Annotated in this window: 23 protein-coding genes and 1 tRNA gene; 17 read left to right on the forward strand and 7 right to left on the reverse strand. The window is 63.1% G+C overall.

The window, feature by feature from the left end; translation table 11 throughout:
- The first annotated feature begins 70 nt into the window (after positions 1–70).
- Positions 71–1297, forward strand: a complete 1227-nt coding sequence (locus RX331_RS15195; RefSeq protein ID WP_317257313.1) for a CaiB/BaiF CoA-transferase family protein — start codon at positions 71–73, stop codon at positions 1295–1297.
- 154 nt (positions 1298–1451) lie between these two features.
- Here RX331_RS15195 and RX331_RS15200 read toward each other — a convergent pair whose 3' ends face one another.
- On the reverse strand, positions 1452–1778 hold the full coding sequence (locus RX331_RS15200; protein WP_317257314.1) for a hypothetical protein: 327 nt from the start codon (positions 1776–1778) through the stop codon (positions 1452–1454).
- Positions 1779–1944: 166 nt separating this feature from the next.
- On the opposite strand from RX331_RS15200, the gene RX331_RS15205 reads away from it, so the two are divergent.
- Positions 1945–2337 (forward strand): RidA family protein, encoded by a 393-nt coding sequence (locus RX331_RS15205; RefSeq protein ID WP_317257315.1) that lies wholly within the window; start codon positions 1945–1947, stop codon positions 2335–2337.
- Between the two features lie 86 nt (positions 2338–2423).
- Here RX331_RS15205 and RX331_RS15210 read toward each other — a convergent pair whose 3' ends face one another.
- Complete coding sequence (locus tag RX331_RS15210) at positions 2424–3680, reverse strand: vanadium-dependent haloperoxidase (RefSeq protein WP_317257316.1); 1257 nt, start codon at positions 3678–3680, stop codon at positions 2424–2426.
- A gap of 148 nt (positions 3681–3828) precedes the next feature.
- Between RX331_RS15210 and RX331_RS15215 the strand changes: the two genes are divergently transcribed.
- Positions 3829–5400 (forward strand): winged helix-turn-helix domain-containing tetratricopeptide repeat protein, encoded by a 1572-nt coding sequence (locus tag RX331_RS15215; RefSeq protein WP_317257317.1) that lies wholly within the window; start codon positions 3829–3831, stop codon positions 5398–5400.
- A gap of 258 nt (positions 5401–5658) precedes the next feature.
- On the opposite strand, the gene RX331_RS15220 is transcribed toward RX331_RS15215, so the two are convergent.
- Positions 5659–6348: a TetR/AcrR family transcriptional regulator gene (locus tag RX331_RS15220; RefSeq protein ID WP_317257318.1), complete on the reverse strand. Its 690-nt coding sequence runs from the start codon at positions 6346–6348 to the stop codon at positions 5659–5661.
- Positions 6349–6550: 202 nt separating this feature from the next.
- Between RX331_RS15220 and RX331_RS15225 the strand changes: the two genes are divergently transcribed.
- The 3 genes from RX331_RS15225 to RX331_RS15235 are packed head-to-tail and all read left to right on the forward strand — an operon-like array spanning position 6551 to position 9831.
- Positions 6551–7783: an acyl-CoA dehydrogenase family protein gene (locus RX331_RS15225; RefSeq protein WP_317257319.1), complete on the forward strand. Its 1233-nt coding sequence runs from the start codon at positions 6551–6553 to the stop codon at positions 7781–7783.
- 60 nt (positions 7784–7843) lie between these two features.
- Positions 7844–8902 carry a phosphotransferase family protein gene (locus RX331_RS15230; protein ID WP_317257320.1) on the forward strand — a complete coding sequence of 353 codons (1059 nt, stop codon included), beginning with the start codon at positions 7844–7846 and terminating at the stop codon, positions 8900–8902.
- A gap of 17 nt (positions 8903–8919) precedes the next feature.
- Positions 8920–9831: a DMT family transporter gene (locus tag RX331_RS15235; RefSeq protein ID WP_317257321.1), complete on the forward strand. Its 912-nt coding sequence runs from the start codon at positions 8920–8922 to the stop codon at positions 9829–9831.
- Between the two features lie 170 nt (positions 9832–10001).
- Here RX331_RS15235 and RX331_RS15240 read toward each other — a convergent pair whose 3' ends face one another.
- Positions 10002–10787 carry an SDR family oxidoreductase gene (locus tag RX331_RS15240; protein WP_317257322.1) on the reverse strand — a complete coding sequence of 262 codons (786 nt, stop codon included), beginning with the start codon at positions 10785–10787 and terminating at the stop codon, positions 10002–10004.
- 182 nt (positions 10788–10969) lie between these two features.
- Here RX331_RS15240 and RX331_RS15245 point away from each other — a divergent pair, with 182 nt between their 5' ends.
- Together RX331_RS15245 and RX331_RS15250 are read left to right on the forward strand one after the other, a co-directional pair.
- Positions 10970–11680, forward strand: coding sequence for a histidine phosphatase family protein (locus RX331_RS15245; protein WP_317257323.1), 711 nt, complete (start codon positions 10970–10972; stop codon positions 11678–11680).
- A gap of 87 nt (positions 11681–11767) precedes the next feature.
- Positions 11768–12535: an SDR family oxidoreductase gene (locus tag RX331_RS15250; RefSeq protein ID WP_317257324.1), complete on the forward strand. Its 768-nt coding sequence runs from the start codon at positions 11768–11770 to the stop codon at positions 12533–12535.
- Positions 12536–12694: 159 nt separating this feature from the next.
- On the opposite strand, the gene RX331_RS15255 is transcribed toward RX331_RS15250, so the two are convergent.
- Entirely contained in the window at positions 12695–13921 is a 1227-nt protein-coding gene (locus tag RX331_RS15255; protein ID WP_317257325.1) for a serine hydrolase domain-containing protein, read from the reverse strand.
- A gap of 150 nt (positions 13922–14071) precedes the next feature.
- Here RX331_RS15255 and RX331_RS15260 point away from each other — a divergent pair.
- Positions 14072–14147 (forward strand) — tRNA-Trp (locus RX331_RS15260).
- A gap of 36 nt (positions 14148–14183) precedes the next feature.
- On the opposite strand, the gene RX331_RS15265 is transcribed toward RX331_RS15260, so the two are convergent.
- Positions 14184–15371 carry an OpgC domain-containing protein gene (locus RX331_RS15265; protein ID WP_317257326.1) on the reverse strand — a complete coding sequence of 396 codons (1188 nt, stop codon included), beginning with the start codon at positions 15369–15371 and terminating at the stop codon, positions 14184–14186.
- Between the two features lie 335 nt (positions 15372–15706).
- On the opposite strand from RX331_RS15265, the gene RX331_RS15270 reads away from it, so the two are divergent.
- Genes RX331_RS15270 through RX331_RS15290 form a run of 5 tightly spaced genes read left to right on the forward strand, consistent with a single transcriptional unit; the run spans position 15707 to position 19437 of the window.
- Positions 15707–16561 (forward strand): YihY/virulence factor BrkB family protein, encoded by an 855-nt coding sequence (locus tag RX331_RS15270; protein WP_317257327.1) that lies wholly within the window; start codon positions 15707–15709, stop codon positions 16559–16561.
- A gap of 40 nt (positions 16562–16601) precedes the next feature.
- A complete protein-coding gene (locus RX331_RS15275; protein ID WP_410708283.1) occupies positions 16602–17636 on the forward strand; it encodes a DUF3618 domain-containing protein in 1035 nt (344 codons plus the stop codon).
- 15 nt (positions 17637–17651) lie between these two features.
- Positions 17652–18278 carry a hypothetical protein gene (locus RX331_RS15280; protein ID WP_317257329.1) on the forward strand — a complete coding sequence of 209 codons (627 nt, stop codon included), beginning with the start codon at positions 17652–17654 and terminating at the stop codon, positions 18276–18278.
- Positions 18275–18670: a phage holin family protein gene (locus RX331_RS15285; RefSeq protein ID WP_317257330.1), complete on the forward strand. Its 396-nt coding sequence runs from the start codon at positions 18275–18277 to the stop codon at positions 18668–18670. Before RX331_RS15280 ends, RX331_RS15285 begins: the two co-directional genes overlap by 4 nt.
- The gene (locus tag RX331_RS15290) at positions 18667–19437 is read left to right on the forward strand and encodes a hypothetical protein (RefSeq protein WP_317257331.1); all 771 of its coding nucleotides are present in this window, start codon (positions 18667–18669) and stop codon (positions 19435–19437) included. Before RX331_RS15285 ends, RX331_RS15290 begins: the two co-directional genes overlap by 4 nt.
- 46 nt (positions 19438–19483) lie before the next feature.
- Here RX331_RS15290 and RX331_RS15295 read toward each other — a convergent pair whose 3' ends face one another.
- Entirely contained in the window at positions 19484–19669 is a 186-nt protein-coding gene (locus tag RX331_RS15295; RefSeq protein ID WP_317257332.1) for a hypothetical protein, read from the reverse strand.
- Positions 19670–20034: 365 nt separating this feature from the next.
- Here RX331_RS15295 and secE point away from each other — a divergent pair, with 365 nt between their 5' ends.
- From secE to rplK, 3 genes are all read left to right on the forward strand, one after another.
- On the forward strand, positions 20035–20226 hold the full coding sequence (gene secE / locus RX331_RS15300; RefSeq protein WP_092516548.1) for a preprotein translocase subunit SecE: 192 nt from the start codon (positions 20035–20037) through the stop codon (positions 20224–20226).
- Positions 20227–20246: 20 nt separating this feature from the next.
- The gene (nusG, locus tag RX331_RS15305) at positions 20247–20777 is read left to right on the forward strand and encodes a transcription termination/antitermination protein NusG (RefSeq protein WP_283034823.1); all 531 of its coding nucleotides are present in this window, start codon (positions 20247–20249) and stop codon (positions 20775–20777) included.
- A gap of 245 nt (positions 20778–21022) precedes the next feature.
- The gene (gene rplK, locus RX331_RS15310; RefSeq protein ID WP_057834228.1) at positions 21023–21451 is read left to right on the forward strand and encodes a 50S ribosomal protein L11; all 429 of its coding nucleotides are present in this window, start codon (positions 21023–21025) and stop codon (positions 21449–21451) included.
- The last annotated feature ends 6 nt before the right edge of the window (positions 21452–21457 follow it).

Below are 21457 nucleotides of genomic sequence, written 5' to 3' on the forward strand. Positions count from 1 at the left end.
TGTATCGGCAAGCAGCAAAGCGCCGGACACGGTCCTGCGCCGTTACGCCAAAATCATTCGGAGGAAGTTCATGTCGGCTCTGCCACTTTCGGGCATCAAGATTCTCGACCTGACGCGGGTGCTCGCGGGCCCGCTGTCGGCGCAGATGCTCGCCGATCTCGGCGCCGAGGTGATCAAGATCGAGCGTCCCGGCGGCGGCGACGACGCCCGTGCCTTCGGTCCGCCCTACCTGAAGGACCCCGAAGGCAAGAGCAACAATAACAACTCGTTCTATCTCTGCGCCAACCGCAACAAGAAATCCGTCACAGTCAACATCGCGACGGCTGAAGGGCAGGACATCGTCCGCGAGCTTGCCAAGAGCTGCGACGTGATGATGGAGAATTACAAAGTCGGCGATCTCAAGCGCTACCGGCTCGACTACGAGTCGATCAAGGCGATCAATCCCGGCATCATCTACTGCTCGGTAACCGGCTTCGGCCAGACCGGCCCTTACGCTCCGCGCGCCGGCTATGATGCGATCCTGCAGGCGATGGGCGGCTTGATGAGTGTCACCGGCCATATCGACGGCGAGCCCGGTGCCGGACCGATGAAGGTCGGCCCCTCGATCGTCGACTACATGACCGGCATGAATTCCTCGATCGGCATCCTGGCCGCGCTCTACCACCGCAAGGCCAATGGTGGGGAGGGGCAGCATGTCGACGTCTGCCTGATGGATACCGTGATCGCCTCGCTGTCGCATTGGCTGCAAATCTATCTCGTCAACGGACAGACCCCGCCGCGCCGCGGCACCTGGGGCAACGGCGGCATGCCCGCTGGCGTGTTCCGCTGCACCGACGGCGAGCTGATGCTGGTGGTCGGTAATGACGGCCAGTTCCAGCGCACCTGCGCCGTGCTCGGCGCGCCCGAGCTCGCGACGGATCCGCGATTCCTCAAGAACAACGACCGTGTCGTGCACGGCAAGGAGATCATGGCGATCTTCGCCGGGCTATTCCTGAAAAAGCCCGTGGCGTATTGGCTGGAGGAACTGGAGAAGGCCGGTGTGCCCTCGGGTCCGATCAACAATTTCGAGCAGGTCTTTAGCGACCCGCACGTCCAAGCGCGCGGCATGCGAGTCAAGGCCAATCACCCCTTCGAGCCCGATCTGTCGCTGATCCGCAACGCCATCACCTTCTCCGGCACCCCGATAAAGGAATATCGCGCCCCGCCACTGCTCGGGGCCGATACCAGGGATGTGCTGGCGACGATCGGCTATGACGAAGCGAAGCTGGCAGAACTGAAGGAAAAGAAGATCGTTTGATTTTCCTCCGTCATTCCTAGCTAGTTTTTTGTCATTCCGGGGCGCGTACTACGGAGCGCAATTGCGCGGCTGAGAATCCATGGGGCCGCGAGCTCGTTGGTGAATGGTTCCGGATTCCCGCTTCGCGAGCCGGCCCCCGGTCATGGTGCGCTATTCAACGCAGTCCCTGTCGATCCACCACGATCCGGTGAATCTGGATGTACTCCGGCAGCTCGATCAGGAATTCCGGATCGCGGCCCAGATGGTGCACCTTGGTCGGCTCGCCTTTGGTGAAGGCGGTCATCGATTGAAGGTCGCTCCAGTAGGAGATTGTCGTGAACCAGCTCTCCTGGTCACGGTCCTCGCGGAACAGCTGCACACCCAGCGCCGTCTTCTCCAGCGGCGGAATTCCTTCCGCTCGGATGTAGGCTTCATAAGCGTCGGCGATTTCTGGCAGCGTGCGGCCGCGCCAAATTCGGGCAATGGTCGGCTGGGTCGGCATCGAGGGCTCCGTGCGGTGATCTCCCACCGCAACGACAGAACCATCCGGAATGTTCCGCGGTCCATACGTTGTCTCGGACATCAATACTTCGATGTTACTCGAAGCATGATTGACCAGAATTGCGCTAGCGTTGCACCATCGATCCATCCATCCGAAAGGTGCAGCGATGAAACGCGAAATCATTCACGTCGAACCGATGTCGTCCTGGCTCGCCAAACGGAACGCGCCGGTCTCGCCGGTCACGCGCGGCGGCGGCATGGTGTTCGTCTCGGGCCTGCCGCCGTTCGATCCCGGCACCGGCGAACTCTTCGTCGGCCCGATCGAGCGGCAGACCGAGCTTGTCCTCGAGCAATTGAAACGATGCCTCGAGGCCGCGGGCACCTCGCTGCGCAATGTGATGAAATGCAACGTCTACTGCACGCTGGCCGCGCACTTCGCCGCCGTCAATGCGGTGTACGCCCGCTACTTTCCGGAAGATCCGCCGGCGCGCATCTTCGTCTGCGTCCCCGAATGGTTCGCGCCGTTCGATATCGAGATCGATTGCGTCGCCGTGATGTAGGCGCGGCCGGGCGTCCGCGCATTGGCCGCCCGATGATGGAAGAGGCCGTCCGGTCTCGCGGCCTCTTCGCGCGTGGTCCGCACCGGTCAGCGCTGCTGCTGCGCGTCTGCGACAGCGCCCCGCATCTGCGTCGCCACCGTCAGATCGCCGATCTTCTTTCCCATTTCCCGCCCGGCCTCGGTGGAGAAGCGATAGTGGAAGCCGGCATAGATGCGGGCGCTGGAAACCTCGTCGCTATAGTCCTGCAGCCGCGTCCATTTGCGGGTGACACCGGCCGCGGTCGGGCTGGTCAGCGTGATCTCGCCGACCTCGTCGCCCACGATATTCTGCAAAACCGTGGCAACGGTGCTGGAGACGATGCAATGGGCGCAGGGGTATTCCGGGTGCATTGGCGTTGTGCCGAGCGGCTGCCATGAGGCCTCGCGCGGGGTGGCCGGGTTCGACGTGAGGTCAGCATTCCGGATGGCTGTGATGGGACGCCAGAGATTGTAGGCATATTTGGCATCGAACACCGCGATGAAGGCGTCGGCGGTGGCGATCGAGGTCAGTGCGTAGAGGCGGGCACAGTCGACCAGGTCCATCTTCCTGTTGGTAGCGATCTGGCGGACGATCGCATTATAGGTCCGGGGTCCCGTGAACAACCAGAAGCGAGCGATGGTCGTCTGCTCAGGCGAGCGCTTGGCGCTGACGCTGCTGCCGATCTCGCGGATTTCGTTCAGATCTCGCGTCCAGGTTTCCGATGTCAGGGTGGGAGGAGGCGGGGCACGAAACTGCGACGCGCTGGTCATTACGAACGGCCTGACCTTCGGGCTCGTGGACTCGATCGGTATCGTGGTGGGCACATAGATACCGGCCGCGGCGCTGGGACGATATTCCTCCGGTGTGTTGCTACCGTCATTTTCGCGCATCGCGATCACCCCGGCGGCGGCCTGTTTGCCGAGTTCGATACCCTTCGACTTTGTCTCGTTATCGGCGATCCCACTGAGCGAAGCGGCGAGCGCCGCATGGAGGTCGGCTTTCTTGTCGGGATGCAGCGCCAGCAGCACGTCGTGGGCCGCTGCGGCCGCCGCCGCCTCTCTCGACGTGGCCTTATCGGCGCTGAGGTTGAGCTTGTAAGGTGCGTAGCGCCGCTCGATGGCATTGACCGCTTCGAACATCGCGATGTGGAGCATCGCCTGTCCACGGCTATTCGGCGCGTTCAGAAGCTGCTTGTCGGCAGCGAGGGCGTCGGCCTTGGCGTTCCAGTCCATGATGACGTCGCCGCGGGCGACGGTGGCAAACAGCATGGCGGCGAGCACGCTGCCGATCCGGAGGGCCTGCGAAAGTCCTGATCCTGGCTTCATGGGAACTCTCCTGCATGTCGCCCGCAAAAAGTCGGGCTTCTCGGAAAAGTCCCACATTCACGGGCACGACAGCCGTGAAGATCGGGTGAAATTGTGATGAAATGCGTTGGACTGCCCGTGAGCCCGGGCTTGCCAGCGCATCACAGATATGGCCGATATCAAGAGCTACCGCTTTGGTCCATTCCTGGTCGATCGCCAATCGGCCTGCTTGCGCCGCGAGGGCATCGCCGTTCCGCTGCGCCCAAAATCCTTCGATGTGCTGGTGTATCTCGCGCAGCACCCCGGCCGGCTCGTTGCGAAGGCGGAGTTGATCGACAACGTCTGGCCGAACGTCAACGTCACGTCGAATTCGGTGGTTCAGTGCATCAAGGAGGTCCGCCAGGCGCTGCAGGACGACAGCCAGGCGATCATCGAAACCGTCTCGAAGCGCGGTTATCTGTTTGCGCCACCGGTTATCGCCTTCGACGGCGACGGCGAACATGCATCGAGGGCAAGCACCACCGCGATCGACACCGATGCAAGCCGCGCGCTGCCATTGCCCGATCGTCCCTCGATCGCGGTGCTGCCGTTCGACAATATGAGCGGCGATCCGGACCAGGCGCATTTCGCCGACGGCATATCCGAGGATCTGATCACCGGGCTGTCGCGCGTCCGCTGGCTGTTCGTCATCGCCCGCAACTCAACCTTCGTTTACAGGGGCCGCGCCGTCGATATCAGGGACATCGCGGCGAAGCTCGGCGTCCGCTATGTGCTCGAAGGCAGCGTGCGCCGGGCCGGCCAGCGGCTCCGCGTCAGTGCACAGCTGATTGATGCGATAACGGGCGGCCATCATTGGGCCGAGCAATACGACCGCGAGCTCGGCGACATCTTCGCGATACAGGACGAGATCACCAGCAGCGTGATCGCCTCGATCCAGCCCCGCCTGCTCGCAGCAGAGGGTGTTCGCGCGCTGTCACGCTCGCCGGGCGATCTTGGCGCATGGGAGCTGGTGGCGCGGGCGCAGACCCATGTCTGGCGGCTGACCCGATCGGACAATGAAGCCGCGATCGAGGCACTCAATCGCGCGGTCGATGCCTATCCGGACTACGCCCCCGCGCGGAGCCTGCTTGGCTTCTGCCTGGTATTCTCGGCGCATAATGGCTGGATCGACCGCGGCTTGCAGGCCGCCCGTCCGCATATCGCGCGCGCGATTGCGCTCGACGATTTCGATCCCTGGGCGCAGATCGCGCTCGGCTATTGGTCGATGATGGCGTGGCGCACCGAGGAATCGCTCGCCGCGTTCCGGCGGGCGGTCAGCCTCAATCCGAGTTCGGCGGCCGCGCATTGCTATCTCAGTCACGGGCTCGCCTTCGCAGGGCGGTGTGATGAGGCGATCGTGCACGGCAAGGAAGCCATCCGCCTCAGTCCATTGGACCCGGATACGGCGATGTTTCTCGGCGGCATCACCGTGGCGAACTATCTCGCCGGCCGATACGCCGACGCCTTCGAGACGTCGGAGCAGTTGTTGCGATTGCGCCCGGGCTTTCACGGCGCGCAACGCCTGCGTTGCGCGAGCCTGGCCCAGATGGGGAGGGTGGAAGAGGCCCGACAGTCTCTCGCGGCCGTGCGCCTCGAACAGCCCCAGCTCTCGATCGACTGGATCAAATCCAGCGTGCCCTATCAGACGCCGGAGCTGATGGAGCATTTCCTCGCGGGGATGCGCAAGGCCGGGCTGGCGTGAGCAATCCGCGGCAATCGTAGCCCGGGCGAGCGAAGCGACCCCGGGAACATTTCCCGCATATCGCTACGCTCATGCGGGCTACGAAATCGTAGTGCGTAGGATGGGTAGAGCGCAGCGAAACCCATCATCATCTGTCCGCGTACTGGATTGATGGGTTTCGCTTACGCTCTACCCATCCTACAAAATCCCGAGTCGCTCGCTCGCAATGATGGAGGCAATCATCCGTGTCCGCGACCCGACCGCGCCAGAACGATCCGCTCACAAATCCTGCCGCGTCAGCCGCCCCTGCGGCATTGTCGACCGCGCGGGCTTCTTCGCCGGGGCTTCGCCGCCCGTCAGCGCCATCACGGATACCGCGACCACGCGGTCGACGATGGCATCCACATCATTGAGGTCGCATTTGCCTTCCGACAGTCGGATCAGCCGTTCCTTTTCCCGGATGGTGTGATGCGACATTGCCAGCGCAAAATGCAGGCCCCAGTAGAGATCGGCGTCGTCACGGCCCGGCATCGCGCGGCGCATCGCGGCGATGAACTTCCGCAAATGATCGACCTCGCGGTTCTTGATGCGGCGGATCGGCGGCACCGATTCGATCGAGGCGCGGATCATGAAGCGGGCCGCGGTCGAACCTTCGCGGTCGGGGCCGAGGCAGCCGCGCAGGGTAGGGCCGACCAGCGCGTGCAGGATGGCGTCGATCGGGGCACGGCCGTTGCCCTTTTCCTCCGCAAGCTTCAAGGCGTTGAGCCGCTCGCGGTTGGTGGCAAGGCTGCGGGTGACGAACAGCTCCGCGATCAGTTCGTCCTTGGAGCCGAAATGGTAGTTCACCGCGGCCAGGTTGACGTTCGCCTCCGCGACGATGTCGCGCAGCGTCACGTCGCCGAAGCCGCGATCGGCATAGAGCTTTTCCGCGGCGGCAAGGATGGCAGACCTGGTCCGATCGCTCGACATGCCTGGCTTCCGTTCGGGAGTTGCAATTCAAACAGTTGTATGAAACTATCGTTTGAAGGTCGGAAATGTCAAGAACGTCTGCGAACGTGTCGCATCTCCGGCGGGCCGAAATTGTCACGCGCCTCGGCAAAATGGCTTGCGGGCCATCGGCAGCGGGCGGACAGTTGCGGCATAACGGTTTCAGAACGACGAGGAGCGCCCCATGAATTTCGATATGTCAGAGAAGCAGAAGGACTGGCTGAACCGCGTGCGCGCGTTCATGGACGCGCATGTCCGTCCCGCGGTGCCAATCTACCGGCAGCAGGACGAGGAGGGGCCGCGCTGGAAGGTGATCCCGATCCTGGAAGACCTGAAGAAAAAGGCACGGGCCGAAGGCCTCTGGAACATGTTCATGCCGCCGAACGCGCATGAGGACGACGAATTCCGCGGCGCGGGATTGACCAATCTGGAATACGCGCTGCTCGCCGAGGAGATGGGCCATATCGGCTGGGCCTCGGAAGTGTTCAACTGCTCGGCGCCCGATACCGGCAACATGGAAGTGTTCATGCGCTATGGCACCAAGGAGCAGAAGCGCAAATGGCTGCGTCCGCTGATGGACGGTGAAATCCGTTCCGCCTTCCTGATGACCGAGCCGGCGGTTGCTTCCTCCGATGCCACCAACATCGAAACGCGCATCGAGAGCGACGGCGATCACTATGTCATCAACGGCCGCAAATGGTGGTCGTCGGGCGTCGGCGATCCCCGCTGCAAGATCGCGATCCTGATGGGCAAGACCGATCCGAAGGCCGCAAAGCACCAGCAGCAGTCGCAGATCCTCGTCCCGCTCGACACCCCCGGCATCAAGGTCGAGAAGATGCTGCCGGTGTTCGGCTTCGACGACGCACCGCACGGCCATGCCCAGGTGCTGCTTGAAAACGTCCGCGTTCCCAAGGCCAACATCCTGCTTGGCGAAGGCCGCGGCTTCGAGATCGCGCAGGGCCGTCTCGGTCCGGGCCGCATCCATCACTGCATGCGCACCATCGGCAAGGCCGAGGAGGCGCTGGCGAAGATGGTGAAGCGGCTGTCCTCGCGCACCGCCTTCGGCAAGAAGATCATCGAGCATTCGGTCTGGGAGCAGCGCATTGCCGAGGCCCGCACCGATATCGAGATGAACCGCCTCTTGTGCCTCAAGGCCGCCGACATGATGGACAAGGTCGGCAACAAGACCGCGCAGCTTGAAATCGCCATGATCAAAGTATCGGCGCCGAACATGGCGCTGAAGATCATCGACAACGCCATTCAGGCCTATGGCGGCGCTGGTGTTTCTGACGATGCCGGCCTGGCGCGCGACTATGCCTCGATGCGCACCATGCGCCTCGCCGACGGTCCGGACGAGGTGCATAACCGCGCCATTGCCAGACTTGAACTTCGGAAGTATGCAAACGCTACGCACTAACGGGAGCCGCTAGCGAGGGCGCTCCCCAAACTCCAAGAAGAAACCTAGGGGAGCGTCATCGTGGCGGACGGCGTCAGGAAAGACGAAGAGTTCTCGGGCACCAAGGAAGTCGAGGAGCGCCATCGCATCAACGAGGCAAGCCTCGATGCCTGGATGCGCGAGCATGTCGAGGGCTATCAGGGCCCGCTGAAGGTTCTGCAGTTCAAGGGCGGCCAGTCCAACCCGACCTACAAGCTGGAAACACCGGCGCAATCCTACGTGATGCGCCGAAAACCGTTCGGCAAATTGCTGCCGTCCGCGCATGCGGTCGATCGCGAGTTCCGCGTCATCGCCGCGCTTGGCAAGCAGGGCTTTCCGGTCGCCAAGGCCTATGCGCTCTGCACCGATGACGCCGTGATCGGCGCCGCCTTCTACATCATGTCGATGGAAGAGGGGCGCGTGTTCTGGGATCCGACGCTGCCGAGCCAAACGCCGGATAACAGGCGAAAAATCTTCACCAGCAAGATCGAGACGTTGGCCAAGCTCCACGTCTTCAATCCGGAAGCGATCGGTCTTGGCGACTTCGGCAAGCCCGGCAATTACTTCGCGCGGCAGATCGACCGCTGGACCAAGCAGTACCGCGCCTCCGAGACGCAGCACATTCCGGAATTCGAGAAGGTGGCCGAATGGCTGCCGCGGACGGTGCCGGAGCAGAAGCGCGTCTCGATTGTTCACGGCGACTACCGCCTCGACAACATGATTTTCCACCCGACGGAACCGCGCGTTCAGGCGGTGCTGGACTGGGAATTGTCGACGCTCGGCGATCCCATGGCCGACTTCACCTATCTCTTGATGCAGTGGACCATGCCAGGGCTCGCCGGCGCTGATCTCAAGGCGCTGAACATTCCGAGCGTGGAGGAGGCGGCGCAGATCTACTGCGACGTCACCGGCATGGAAGTGCCCGATCTCAACTGGTACTTCGCCTACAACATGTTCCGACTCGCCGGCATCACGCAGGGTATCGCGGGGCGGATTCGCGACGGCACCGCGGCCAATGCCAAGGCGCTGGAATCGGCGGCGCGCACCGTGCCGCTATCGAAATCTTCCTGGGAATACGCACAGAAGGCCGGCGCGACCTAACCCGCGCCGTTAGCGGCTTGGCTCTCTCCCCGAATATTCGCGGCAGCCTGCTCATGGCGGTGTCCATGGCGGCGTTCACCACGAACGATTCCATCACCAAGGTGGTGTCGTCCGAGATGAATTTCGGCCAGGTGATCCTGATGCGGGGGCTGTTCGCGATTCTGCTGGTCGCGGCGTTCGCCTGGTATCAGGGGGCGCTGCGCCCGTTGCAAACGCTGATGATCAAGCCGGTGGCGCTGCGCGTGGTAGGCGAAATCGGCGGCACCATCGCGTTCATGACCGCGCTCGCCCAGCTGCCGCTCGCCAATACCTCGGCCATCCTCCAGGCGCTGCCGCTTGCGATCACGCTCGGCGCCGCGCTGATCTTCGGCGAACCGGTCGGCTGGCGGCGCTGGTCGGCGATCGCGGCCGGCTTCATCGGCGTGCTGATCATCGTGCGGCCCGGGTTTGCCGGCTTCAGCTACTACTCCTTGTTCGCGCTGGTGTCGGTCGCCTTCTGCACGCTGCGCGACCTCGCGACGCGGCGGATACCCGCCAAGATTCCCTCGCTATTCATCACCTTGCTGACGACCATGACGGTGACGAGCGCCGGCGGCGTCATCCTGGTTCCGCTCGGCGGCTGGAGTCCGCCGTCATCAGCGGCGCTCGGCCTGCAGGCGCTGGCCGCCGTGCTGATCGTGATCGGCTATCAATGCATCATCTCGGCGCTGCGCACCGGCGACATCTCGGCGGTAGCGCCGTTCCGCTATTCGGCGCTGCTGTGGGCGATGATGCTCGGCTATGTCGTATTCGGCGACGTGCCCGACGCGATGATGGTGACGGGCGCCGCCATCATCGTCGCCTCCGGCCTCTACGCCTTCTACCGCGAGCGCATCCGCCACCGCGCGCTGGCAGCGGAATCCTCCGGCTCGCCGCCGGAGGGGGTGTGATCGTGATGTGCCATCCGCTTAGGCGCTCTGTCTCGTGTCCCGGGTGTGGTGCGGCACGAAGTGACACGCCGCAGAGCCGGGACCCAACTTCCCGCTCGGTGCAAGCCATGGGCCCCGGCTCAGCGGCGCATCGTTGCACGCTGCGTCGCGTCCGGGGCACGAGGATCTCATTAAACCGGCTTGCCCGTGTACGGCATCGACGCGGTGAGGCCGCCGTCAACCGGGATCGCCTGGCCGTTGACGTAGGACGCCTCGTCGCTGGCAAGGAACAGTCCCATCGCCGCGAGCTCGTGTGGCTGGCCGGCGCGCTTGAGCGGATTGAGCTGGCCGATCTTGTCCTGGGTGCCGCGCTCCTTGGCGCGGTCGAATACGGGCTTGGTCATGCCGGTTTCGATCAGGCCGGGGCAGACCGCATTGATGCGCACGCCGGTGCCGGACAGCGAATAGGCGGTTGTCTGCACCAGGCTGATGACGCCGGCCTTGCTCGCCCCGTAAGGGTGACCGCTGGCGCCGGCCTTGAGGCCCGCGACCGAGGCGGTGCAGACGATCGAGCCGGACTTCTGCTTGATCATGTGCGGCATCGAGTGCTTGATTGCGAGGAACGGCCCGATCAGGTTGACGCGCAGCACCTCCTGCCAGTGCTCGACGGTCTGCTCGGCGAGCGGCACCAGGCCGCCGCTGACGCCGGCATTGGCCCAGATCGCATCGAGCCGGCCATATTTCGCGACCGCCTTGTCGATGAAGGCCTTCACGTCGGCTTCCGAGCCAGCATCCGCCATCACGGCCTCGACGGCGCCGCCGGCGCCGCTGACGAGCTTCGCCGTCTCCTTCACACCCTCGGTCTTGTCGACGATGATGAGCTTGGCGCCTTCCTTCGAGAACAGCACCGATGCGGCGCGGCCGATGCCGCTTCCGGCACCGGTGATGACAACGGATTTGCCTTCGAGGCGGCCCATGTTTCTCTCCCTGATGCGATTGCCGCGTCAGCGTCTGCCGCCTTGCGGAATTCAAACAAAATTTCAGCCGCCTTGCGGAATTCAAACAAAATTTCAAACGTCCGAGTTGCCTACCAAAGTCACTTGAGGCGATCGGTGCTCTGACGTACAGCGACGACGGACAGTATTGAAGGGTTTTGGCGATGTCCAATGCAGACAAACCGAAGATGACCACGACGCGATGGTGGTGGGTTCGCCACGCGCCGGTTCGCGAAGATGAGGGCTGCATCTACGGGCAGAAGGATCTCGGCTGCGACTGTAGCGACCGCATCGTGTTCGAGGCGGTCGGCAAAATCCTGCCGCGTAACGCGGTCTGGTATGCAAGCAACCTGAAGCGCACGCATCAGACCGCCGAGGCGATCTGGGCCGTCGGTTTTCCAAAACCTGCGGCGATGCCGCATGTCGACGCGTTCGCCGAACAGCATCTTGGCGAATTGCAAGGCATGAATCGCGCGGCATTTTACGCGAAGCTGCCGCCCGGCAGAAACTGGCTTACCGGCATCGACGAACCCGCGCCCGGCGGCGAGAGTTTCATGGACCTCTATAACCGGGCCTGCGCCGCCATCGAACGCATCAATACCGAGCAGGCGGGCAGGGATATCGTGGTGGTCGCGCATGGCGGCACCATCAGGGCCGCCGTTGCCCTCGCGCTCGGCGGTCAGCCGGATAAAGGTCTTGCCTTCGACATCGACAATTGCTCGGTGACGCGGCTCGATCATCTCCTGAGCGCCAATTACAATGGCTGGCGGCTGCCGATGGTCAACCAGCAGCCATGGATCGCCGACGCCTCGCACAGGGCGATGCATCAGCCGGCAGGGCCGGAGATCGAGCCGCCAGAGACGAAGCTCGCGTAAGGCCGAGATTGTCGCGGACCGCAAAGGCTGCTTAGCTCGAATTCAAGATCAACCGGCAACGCGCCGGATCAACATCGGGAGAGAGACATGAGCTTGTTCGACATGACCGGGAAAGTCGCTGTCATCACCGGCTCCACGCGCGGCATCGGCCGGGCAATCGCCGAGCGCATGGCCGAGCACGGCGCTAAGGTTGTGATCTCCTCGCGCAAGCAGGATGTCTGCGACCAGGTCGCCAAGGAGATCAACGAGAAGTTCGGCAAGGGCACGGCGGTTGCGATCGCCGCCAACATCTCGAACAAGGAAAACCTGCAGAACCTCGTCGACGAATCCAATCGCGCCTTCGGCAAGATCGACGTGCTGGTCTGCAACGCGGCGTCCAATCCCTATTACGGTTCGCTCGCCGGCATCTCCGACGACCAGTTCCGCAAGATTCTCGACAACAACATCGTTGCCAACAACTGGCTGATCAACATGGTCGTGCCGCAGATGATCGAGCGCAAAGACGGCTCGATCGTGATCGTCTCCTCGATCGGCGGCCTGAAAGGCTCGACCGTGCTCGGCGCCTACGCGATCTCGAAGGCGGCCGACATGCAGCTCGCGCGCAACCTCGCCTGCGAATACGGCAAGCACAATATCCGCGTGAACTGCATCGCGCCCGGCCTCATCAAGACCGATTTCGCAAAAGCGCTGTGGGACAATCCGGAAACGCTGAAGGCGTCCACCGCGCGCTCGCCGCTGCTGCGCATCGGCGTGCCCGACGAGATCGCGGGCGCCGCGGTGTTGATGGGATCGAAGGCCGGCGACTTCATGACCGGCCAGACCATCGTGATCGACGGCGGGGCTACGATCAGTTGAGTTCGCGTCCCGGACGCGTCACCAACAATAGTCGTCATCGTCCGCGAAGGCGGACGATCCAGTAAACGCAGCCGTCTCGGCTCCCATGAATGGCACGGCGTACTGGATGCCTCGCCTTCGCGGGGCACGACAGCGGCGAGGTAAGCGCCAGGGTAAATCTCACTCCACCGCCGCGTACACCAGATCCCGCAGCAGGTTGCGGATGTATTCGCGCTGGCCGGGGCCCTGCATCATGAAAACCGTGAACAGGTCCTCGGCGGGATCGATGAAGAAGAACGTGCCGGCCATGCCGCTCCAGAAGAACTGGCCGAGCGAGCCCGGGAACGGCGCGACGCCGCGCTGGGTGCGGACGGCGAAGCCAAGCCCGAACCCGTGGCCGGGCGGCATCAGCGGCGAATCCACCTTCACGTTCGGCGTGAGATGATCTGACGCCATCAGCTCCAGCGTCTTGCGGCCGATGATCCTGACGCCGTCGAGCGCGCCGCCATTGAGCAGCATCTGGCAGAACCGCGCATAGTCCATCGTGGTCGAGACCAGCCCGCCGCCGCCGGATTCCATCGCCGGCTTCTCCAGCATGTTGAAGAGCTGCACCTTGTCGCCGTTCCAGGGATCGTTGGCGAAGGCTTCAGCGAGGCGTCCGGCGTTGGCTTCCGGCGTATGGAACGCGGTCTCGGCCATCTGCAGCGGGGCCAGGATGCGCTCGGTGAGGAACGCACCGAGCGACTTGCCGGAGATGACCTCGATGATCCGGCCAAGCACGTCGGTCGAGCGGCTGTAGTTCCACTCCGCGCCCGGCTGGCAGATCAGCGGCATGCCGGCGATCATGGTGGCGTGTTCGGCATTGGTGATCTTGCGGCTGCGCAGCCGGGACTGCTGGTAGAGCTGCTGGACGAGGCCGTTGCCGGTGTGGTCATAGGTCAGGCCGGAGGTGTGCCGCAGCAGGTCCTGCACCGTCATCTGCCGTTTCACCGGCCCGAGATCGAGCTTGCCGTTGTTCTCGACGCCGACCTTCTGTTCGGCGAATTCCGGAATGAACTTGGCGACGGGATCGCCGAGGATGAAATGGCCGTCCTCGACCAGCATCATGATGCCGACCGAGACGATCGGCTTGGTCATCGAGAAGATGCGGAAGATAGAATCATGGGCCATCGGCGCAGATGCCATCGGGCTCTGGCGGCCGACCGCATCGAACCAGCCGATCTGGCCGCGCCGCGCCACCATGACGGTGGCGCCGGGCAGGGTTCCCTTGTCGACCTCGCGTTTAAAGGCATCCGACATCCGCTGCAGGCGGACGGTCGACAGGCCGATCGTCTCGGGCTTGGCATGGGGGAGAGCAGGGGTCCGGGGGGCGGATGTTGGCCGGGCGGCGGCGGTCTGCGCGTTCATGGTCTCTCCCGTGGCGCTTGTTGTTGTAAGGAGGACAAAGTGTGGCGCATAAGCCCCGCTTTGGATAGCCGATCAACCGCTTCGCCCTTGCATTTGGGGTATGCCCTATGCTTGAAACGGCGCGAACCGGCGCACGCCGCCGGTCCCTGCAGGAGTGTAGCTCAATTGGTAGAGCACCGGTCTCCAAAACCGGGGGTCGCAGGTTCGAGCCCTGCCACTCCTGCCAGCTAAATCAAGCGCTTAAGCCAAATTTTGAGCCGAGTCAGGCGGGCTCGCCGACGGGCACCCTGTGTTTGCCGAGGGGCGGCTGATTGCCGCGGGGGTGGGAGTGGGGGGCTTTTTCAACCCGCTTCCACCATGACCGATAATAGGCAACGCCTGTCATGATCGCGATCCCGGCAGTTCCGACCAGGAGTTGAGCGACGACGCCGTCGGATGTCATCTTCAGGATGAAGTAGCCGATGAACGCCAGGTAGATGCCGACGGCAAACACTTCGAGCGATTGCTGGCCGCATTTGATTAGCGGCTTCCAGATGGCAGCCTGAAGTCCCTTCGCATCGATGGGGATGAATCGCGCGCCGAGCACAATCACGATGGCGAGGTGAAGAAAGCGGTAGGGCGCCAGATTGGTCTTGTCGTTCGGGTTAAAGGCTTCGAACAGTGGTAGTGGAAGCAACTTCTGCAGTTCCGGTAGCAGCCCGGCCAGCGTCAGGACGGCTGCAAAGATCAAATAGGCCAGCCCAATCATCAGGGCCAACCTGGAGCGCACCAGGAAATGCACCGGCTTGGCACCGCCCAGTGCCAGCCACGCGCCCAGCACGAACAGAAGCTGCCACGCGAATGGGTTGAAATACCAAACCCCCGCCGGATAGGACGGCAGGTTCCAGCCGTATTGCCGTGCGGCGAAATAGAGCAACACCGATGCCAGCATGATCCAGTCGCGGTGCCGCAGCATCAACCAGAGCACCGGCGGAAAGACGCCCATCAGGACAACGTAAAGCGGCAGCACGTCGAGATTCAGCGGCTTGTATCGGAGCAGCAGCCCTTGCGTAATGGCTTCGACTGGCGCGTTCAACAAAGGTGCGACATTGAAGCGATCGATGAGAACGGGCGCGTTGAAGCTGCTTGCGAGGAAATGGACCGAAGCCAGGTAGAACACGAACAGCAGGATATGCGCGGCATAGATCTGCCACACGCGCCGCAGCAACCTCGTTGTTCCAAAGATGAACCCGCCTTCGAGCATCCGCCTGCCGAATACGAGGGCCGAGGTGTAGCCGGAAATGAATACGAACAGGTCGGCGCCGTCGCTGAAGCCGTAGTTTCGGAACGAAAACCAGGCCAGAACGCTGGTCGAGATATGGCCGAGAAACATCAGCCAGTTGGCGAGGCCGCGAAACAGGTCCAGCCGCAAGTCCCGCGTCGACGGTGGAAGTGCAAGCTCGACCCGCATCGTTACCAGCCCGTCTCCGACAGATTCGAGTTTGAGGGACGCTTTCGGACAGCGTCCGAAGCGCGATGCTAGAGGCGGCGGCCGGGGCAGCGCTTGAGCCATGTCAAATTGGCCGGCGGGCAGCAAACGCCTGGAGACCTTTAGCGCTTGCCGTCCCGGCGTCAGTCACGGATCGGATGGTCCGCGGCAGCCTTCCTGCCGCCGCGCGGCGCCTAGCAGCGCCGAAGGAAACGCTGACGCGGGAGTTTTTGACGCGGTGAGGAAACCTTCCACGAACTTCATTCGTTGCAGCTTCGCGTGAGGCCTGCTGCGCCGTTCGAGGAGGTGGAGGCCCAATGGGAGCCTTATGGCGGATCGTGAAAGCCGCCGTCTCCGGCTATGTGGCCAACGATGCCCTGAGCCGTGGCGCTTCCATCGCCTTCTATGCAGCCACGTCCCTGGCGCCGGTGCTTTTGATTGTCGTTGCCGTCGCCGGCTTGGCGTTCGGGCAAGATGCGGCGCGCGCCGCCATCAGTGAAGAACTCGGCCGATTGCTAGGGCCGTCCGGCGGCGACTTCATCAAGTCCATCCTCGCCCGATCGAGCGATCCGACGTCCGGCGCGACCGCGACCGTCGTCGGCGTTGTCACCGTGCTGATAACCGCATCCGGCGTATTCGGCGAGATGCGCACCGCACTGAACTTAACGTTCAAGGCGAAGCCGGCGGCCGAGCCGATCTTCTCGCTGATCCGCAGCCGGGCCGCCAGCCTTGGCCTGGTGGCCGCGCTCGGCTTCATGCTGATCGTCTCATTGGCGGCCAGTACCGCGCTATCGGCGCTGGAACAATGGTCTGCCGGCAAGGCGGTGCTCAGTGCGCTGAACACGCTCGTATCGCTGGCCATCTTCACGCTGCTGTTCGCAGCAATCTACAGGGTGATGCCCGATGCGACGATCTCCTGGCACCATCTGCTGCTGGGCGCATTTGTCACAGCCGTGCTGTTCACCCTCGGTAAATCGCTGATCGGCTGGTACCTGGGTCAGGCGGCACCCAGTTCGGCCTACGGCGCGGCCGGCGCTTTAATCGTCCTGATGTTCTGGGTCTACTACTCCGCACAGATCTTCCTGTTCGGTGCAGAACTGACCCAAGCGATCTTTGATGTGCGCCATCCTGCGGCGCGCGAGGAGGGCGAGGAACAATTCGATATCGCCTGAGTTCGCTTCAAAACGACACGAACCAAGAGGCGGTGACGATATGACACGATCCGTAGAGGAGCTTCGGCGGGATTCCGAGCAGAGCCGCGCAGAGCTTGCGGCAACCGTCGACCGGCTGAGAGAGCAGATTGCCGATACGGCGGAAGACATCCGCTACAAAGTCTCCCCAGAGCACATCAAGGCCGAGGTGACTGGCTTCATTAGCCACAAAACCAATAGCTGGCTGGATGCGCTGAAGCAGCAGGCCATGGACAACCCGATGCAGGCCGTCGCTGCTGGCACGGCGGTAGCCGTCCCCGTGCTGCGCCTCGCCCGCGGCTTCCCGCTGCCGCTCCTGATGATCGGCGCCGGCCTCGCACTGACCTCAAAGACCGTTCGCGACCGCGCCGCGGAGGCTGCTGAGCCCGCCCTTGAGAAGGTAAGGGAGGTCTTCGAGGAGACTACCGAACGCGCGCAATCCCTCGGCGATGGAATGAAGAAGGCGATGTCCGGTGCTGAGCGTCAGGCTGCCGGCATGGCCGACGAGGCTCGGCAAACCGCGGGCGGAATGGCAGGTACAGCGAGCGGGGTGGCCGGCGATCTCAGGGACCGCGCGTCGCAAGCCGCCGACGCCGTGGCCAGCAAGGTCCGATCCGGAATGGATGCCGCTTCGGATATGGCAAAGGAGAGAATGGAGCAGGTTCGCTCGACAGCAAAGAATGTCGCGAACACGGCGCCGGAGACCGCGAGCAAGGTGATCCGCGATAATGCAGCCTTGATCGGCGGCCTCGGCGTCGCGATCGGCGCGATCATTGCCGCGTCCCTTCCCAGCACAAAGGCGGAGGCTGTGGTCGTCGGGAAGGCAAGCGACAGCGTCAAGCGCGCTGCCGGCACGGCGGCGCAATCCGGCTTCGAGGCCGCCAAAGACGCCGCGCTTGCCGCTGCCGAGGCTGCGGCGAAAAGCGTCTCCGATGCCGACCTTGGCGGACACGCCAGCCGTATCACCGAAGGCGTGACTGAAAGACTGAAAGAGGTGGCCGACGATGTCGTGACGACGGCCTTCGATCCTTCCCAAACCCAGAACGAGCACAATTAATTTAAAGAGGCTGTCATGAGCGATATGGATCTTACCACCCGCAACAAGAACTTTGGCCAGGGCCAGAACACTGGCACGTCCCAGAACCTCAAGGATCAAGTGGCCGATGCCGGCGCCGAGATCAAGCAGCGCGCCGGCGATGCACTGAGGTCGTCGACCGATACGGCCCGCGAGAAGTTCAAGGAAGCAACGGATGCCGCCAAGGGCGCAGTAGCTGGAGCCGCGGACGGCTTGCAGGATCAGGCGCGCGAACAGCAGCGTTCAGGCGCCGACTTTGTCGGCAAGCTTGCCGGCAACATCAGGGAGGCTGCCCGCGCATTTGAGAACGACGTGCCGTTCGCCGCGCGCGGCATCAATTCGGCCGCCGATTACGTCGACGAGGCCGCGGACAAGATTCGCAACGGGAGCTTCCGCGATATCGTCGATGGCGCCACGGATTTTGCGAAGCGACAGCCGGCGGCGTTCCTCGGTCTCTCGGTGCTGGCCGGATTTGCCGTGGTGCGCTTCCTGAAGGCGTCGGGAGGTGCGAGCTCTTCAAGTCAGAGCTCATCATCGTCGTATCAGCCATCGTCGCACACGCCGCCGCCATACAATCCGTCCTCATCCTACAGCTCGGGATCCTACAAGAGTGAGGCGTCATGAGCACGAAGACCGATTTCCGGACGATCTCGCATCTCTTTGGCGATGCGATGTCGCAATTCGCAAAGCTGTTCCAGAACGAGGTCGATCTCGCCAAGGCCGAGCTTGGCGAGAAAGTCCAGCAAATCGGCAGCGCCGCAGGCCTTATTGCGGCGGGTGCCGTGCTGGTCATTCCAGCGATCGTGATGGCGCTGTTTGCGCTGTCGGCGGCTTTGATCGCGGGCGGATGGTCGCAGCCGGTCGCCTATCTGATCTCTGCGATCGTTGCCGCGGTGCTCGCAGGCATTCTGTTTGCGGTGGGGATGAACCGGCTCGACGCGCGCCAGCTGGCGCCGCGTGAGACGCTCCGCCAGCTCGAAAAGGACAAGGATACGGTGAAGGGAATGGTGCGATGAAGGGCTCACAAGAAAGCTTCATGGACGGTCTGTCCATGGCCGTTCGGGACAACCCGCTCGCGGCGGCGCTGATCGGAGGCGGCGCGCTGTGGCTGCTGATCGGCAGCGACAGGCTGAAGAACGCCGCCGGCTCGGTGACGTCGGCGGCCGCGCCACTCGCCGATCTCGGCGCGCGCGCCCAAAGATCCGCTGCCTCGAGCTGGGAAGAGTGGGAAGACGCTTACGGCTCCATGCGCAAGCGCGCTTCTCAAATGCAGGACGAGGCCATCCGCGGCGTTAACGAGACGGCCCGTAAGTCCAGAGCGGCCGCTTCGGGTGCGATCTCAGGCGCGACCGAAACCATGAGTGAGCGTTTCGACGAAGGCGTGGCCGGGGCGCGGGAGATGTTCGATCGGCTGGGCCGGGCGCTGCCGCGGAAGGAGACCTTCATGCAGGCGCAATCCTCGCTTTCCGACCTCCTGGAACGGCAACCGCTGGTACTCGGCGCGGTCGGCCTTGCCATCGGGGCCGCCGTGGCGGGCGCGGTGTCGAGGACGAGCGTCGAGGACGAGTGGGTCGGGAACCTGAGCGATAGCCTGAAGGAAGACCTGAAGGAGCGGGCCGGGGCCGTTTCGCAAAGTGTCCGGGAGGCGTCCGATACGCTCAAAGCGGAACTCACGGATGCCGGCGCCGAGTATGCCGATCGGGTCAAACAGGCCGGCCGGGACGCCATGGAGGCCGCCCGCGAAAAGGTCAGCTCCGACAAGGGGCCCGGCCCAGTTCTCTAAATGGATAGGCCGGTCAAATACTTGGCCGGGCTTCCTGCTTGATAGCCTAGCTGAAGAAGGCGGAAAGCATTGCAATGTCCGATCCGGCGGGGATTTCGCCCCGCAGATCGGCATCGATCACCCGTCGGCACGCATCGACTGTGATGGTGTCACCGAGATCGTTCGCCGCATCGAGAACGGTCCAGGCCGTCTCGCCCGAAAATCTCTCCTGGTCCTGCCCTGACAGCGCCATTGCCATTCCCTCGCTACCCCTCTTATGGATCACGAGAATAGCGGACAGGCTTTAAGATCAGGATCGCGCTGGAATGAGGATTTGATGGGAGGCATTACCCCCGATTAACCAATGGGTTTGCGGCGTCTCGGTCAAAGTGCCGGAAATGGCCCGCGGCACCCCGTACCTTGACCTTTTGCCCTTCTGCCAGTAGATAGCCGCTACCTGCTGCCGGCCCGTTTAACGGATATCCGGCGCGGCTCTGAATTCCCCCGAACAATCGAGCCCGCTTTGCGGCTCATCCTTCGAGAGAGGGCTGGGCGTAATAGGGCTGTTTGGATTCGCGTTAAATCACAATCGTCTCACGAAGGATGCGGTAACCAACGATGGCTTTCAGCCCGTTCAAATTCCTGCAGGAAGTGCGCTCGGAGACCGCCAAGGTCACCTGGCCGACCCGCCGCGAGACGACGATCACCACGATCATGGTGTTCGTGATGGTTGCCTTGGCTTCGATCTTCTTCTTCGCCTCGGATCAGATCATTCGCTATCTCGTCACCTTGCTGCTGGGCGTCCACTGATGAGCACCGGAACCCTTACGATGGACAAGCGCTGGTATATCGTTCACGCCTATTCGAACTTCGAAAAGAAGGTCGCGGAATCGATCCGCGAGCAGGCGAAGCAGCGCGGCCTCGAGGAGTTGTTCGACCAGATTCTGGTGCCGACCGAGAAGGTCACCGAAGTGCGCCGCGGCCGCAAGATCGACGCCGAGCGCAAGTTCTTCCCCGGTTACGTGCTGGTGAAGATGAAGCTGACTGACGAGGCGTTCCATCTCATCAAGAACACGCCCAAGGTGACCGGCTTCCTCGGCGCCGAAAACAAGCCGATGCCGATCTCGGAGTCGGAAGCGATGCGGATCCTGCACCAGGTGCAGGAAGGCGTCGAACGTCCGAAGGCGTCGGTGTCGTTCGAGATTGGCGAAAACGTGCGGGTGGCCGATGGCCCCTTCGCCTCGTTCTCTGGCGTGGTTGAAGAAATTGACGAGGCGCGTTCGCGCGTTAAGGTCGCGGTGTCGATCTTCGGCCGCGCCACGCCCGTCGAACTGGAATTCGGTCAGGTCGAGAAGGTCTGATTGTCTGCTTACCTCTCCCCGCCTGCGGGGAGAGGTCGGATCGCATCGCATATGCGATCCGGGTGAGGGGGGACTCTCCGCGCATTCGGTGCGCGGGGCTGCCCCTCACCCCCGGCCCTGTCCCCGCAAGAGCGGGGCGAGGGAGAAGAGAGGCCGTGGGAGGAGAGGGCGGTTGCCAGCCGCGCTTGAACCGAACCACGGAACCTGAACCAGCCGGCGATCTGCCGGCGCAACAGGAGTGATAAATGGCAAAGAAAGTGACCGGATACCTGAAGCTTCAGGTCCCGGCCGGTGCGGCGAATCCTTCGCCCCCGATCGGTCCCGCGCTTGGTCAGCGCGGCCTCAACATCATGGAATTCTGCAAGGCGTTCAACGCGCAGACGCAGAAGGAAGAAAAGAACACCCCGATCCCGGTGATCATCACCATCTATGCGGACCGTTCCTTCACCTTCGAGATGAAGACGCCGCCGATGTCCCACTTCCTCAAGCAGGCCGCCAAGATCCAATCCGGTTCGAAAGCTCCGGGCCGCGACAAGGCCGGCAAGGTGACCAAGGCGCAGGTGCGCGAGATCGCCGAGAAGAAGATGAAGGACTTGAATTGCGACACCATCGAATCGGCCATGAAGATGGTCGAGGGCTCGGCCCGTTCGATGGGTCTGGAAGTTGCGGGGTAACGGGCC

The sequence above is a fragment of the Bradyrhizobium sp. BWA-3-5 genome (assembly GCF_032917985.1).
GTDB lineage: Bacteria > Pseudomonadota > Alphaproteobacteria > Rhizobiales > Xanthobacteraceae > Bradyrhizobium.

Bases quoted from the DNA above. Each gene is read 5' to 3' on its own strand.
- RX331_RS15200 (WP_317257314.1), bottom strand. From the start codon at position 1,778: ATGCCGACCCAGCCGACCATTGCCCGAATTTGGCGCGGCCGCACGCTG.
- RX331_RS15225 (WP_317257319.1), top strand. From the start codon at position 6,551: ATGAATTTCGATATGTCAGAGAAGCAGAAGGACTGGCTGAACCGCGTG.
- RX331_RS15270 (WP_317257327.1), top strand. From the start codon at position 15,707: ATGGGAGCCTTATGGCGGATCGTGAAAGCCGCCGTCTCCGGCTATGTG.
- secE (WP_092516548.1), top strand. From the start codon at position 20,035: ATGGCTTTCAGCCCGTTCAAATTCCTGCAGGAAGTGCGCTCGGAGACC.
- RX331_RS15265 (WP_317257326.1), bottom strand. From the start codon at position 15,371: ATGCGGGTCGAGCTTGCACTTCCACCGTCGACGCGGGACTTGCGGCTG.
- RX331_RS15275 (WP_410708283.1), top strand. From the start codon at position 16,602: ATGACACGATCCGTAGAGGAGCTTCGGCGGGATTCCGAGCAGAGCCGC.
- RX331_RS15295 (WP_317257332.1), bottom strand. From the start codon at position 19,669: ATGGCGCTGTCAGGGCAGGACCAGGAGAGATTTTCGGGCGAGACGGCC.
- RX331_RS15255 (WP_317257325.1), bottom strand. From the start codon at position 13,921: ATGAACGCGCAGACCGCCGCCGCCCGGCCAACATCCGCCCCCCGGACC.
- nusG (WP_283034823.1), top strand. From the start codon at position 20,247: ATGGACAAGCGCTGGTATATCGTTCACGCCTATTCGAACTTCGAAAAG.
- RX331_RS15240 (WP_317257322.1), bottom strand. From the start codon at position 10,787: ATGGGCCGCCTCGAAGGCAAATCCGTTGTCATCACCGGTGCCGGAAGC.
- RX331_RS15245 (WP_317257323.1), top strand. From the start codon at position 10,970: ATGTCCAATGCAGACAAACCGAAGATGACCACGACGCGATGGTGGTGG.
- RX331_RS15280 (WP_317257329.1), top strand. From the start codon at position 17,652: ATGAGCGATATGGATCTTACCACCCGCAACAAGAACTTTGGCCAGGGC.
- rplK (WP_057834228.1), top strand. From the start codon at position 21,023: ATGGCAAAGAAAGTGACCGGATACCTGAAGCTTCAGGTCCCGGCCGGT.
- RX331_RS15215 (WP_317257317.1), top strand. From the start codon at position 3,829: ATGGCCGATATCAAGAGCTACCGCTTTGGTCCATTCCTGGTCGATCGC.
- RX331_RS15220 (WP_317257318.1), bottom strand. From the start codon at position 6,348: ATGTCGAGCGATCGGACCAGGTCTGCCATCCTTGCCGCCGCGGAAAAG.
- RX331_RS15195 (WP_317257313.1), top strand. From the start codon at position 71: ATGTCGGCTCTGCCACTTTCGGGCATCAAGATTCTCGACCTGACGCGG.
- RX331_RS15210 (WP_317257316.1), bottom strand. From the start codon at position 3,680: ATGAAGCCAGGATCAGGACTTTCGCAGGCCCTCCGGATCGGCAGCGTG.
- RX331_RS15290 (WP_317257331.1), top strand. From the start codon at position 18,667: ATGAAGGGCTCACAAGAAAGCTTCATGGACGGTCTGTCCATGGCCGTT.
- RX331_RS15205 (WP_317257315.1), top strand. From the start codon at position 1,945: ATGAAACGCGAAATCATTCACGTCGAACCGATGTCGTCCTGGCTCGCC.
- RX331_RS15250 (WP_317257324.1), top strand. From the start codon at position 11,768: ATGAGCTTGTTCGACATGACCGGGAAAGTCGCTGTCATCACCGGCTCC.
- RX331_RS15285 (WP_317257330.1), top strand. From the start codon at position 18,275: ATGAGCACGAAGACCGATTTCCGGACGATCTCGCATCTCTTTGGCGAT.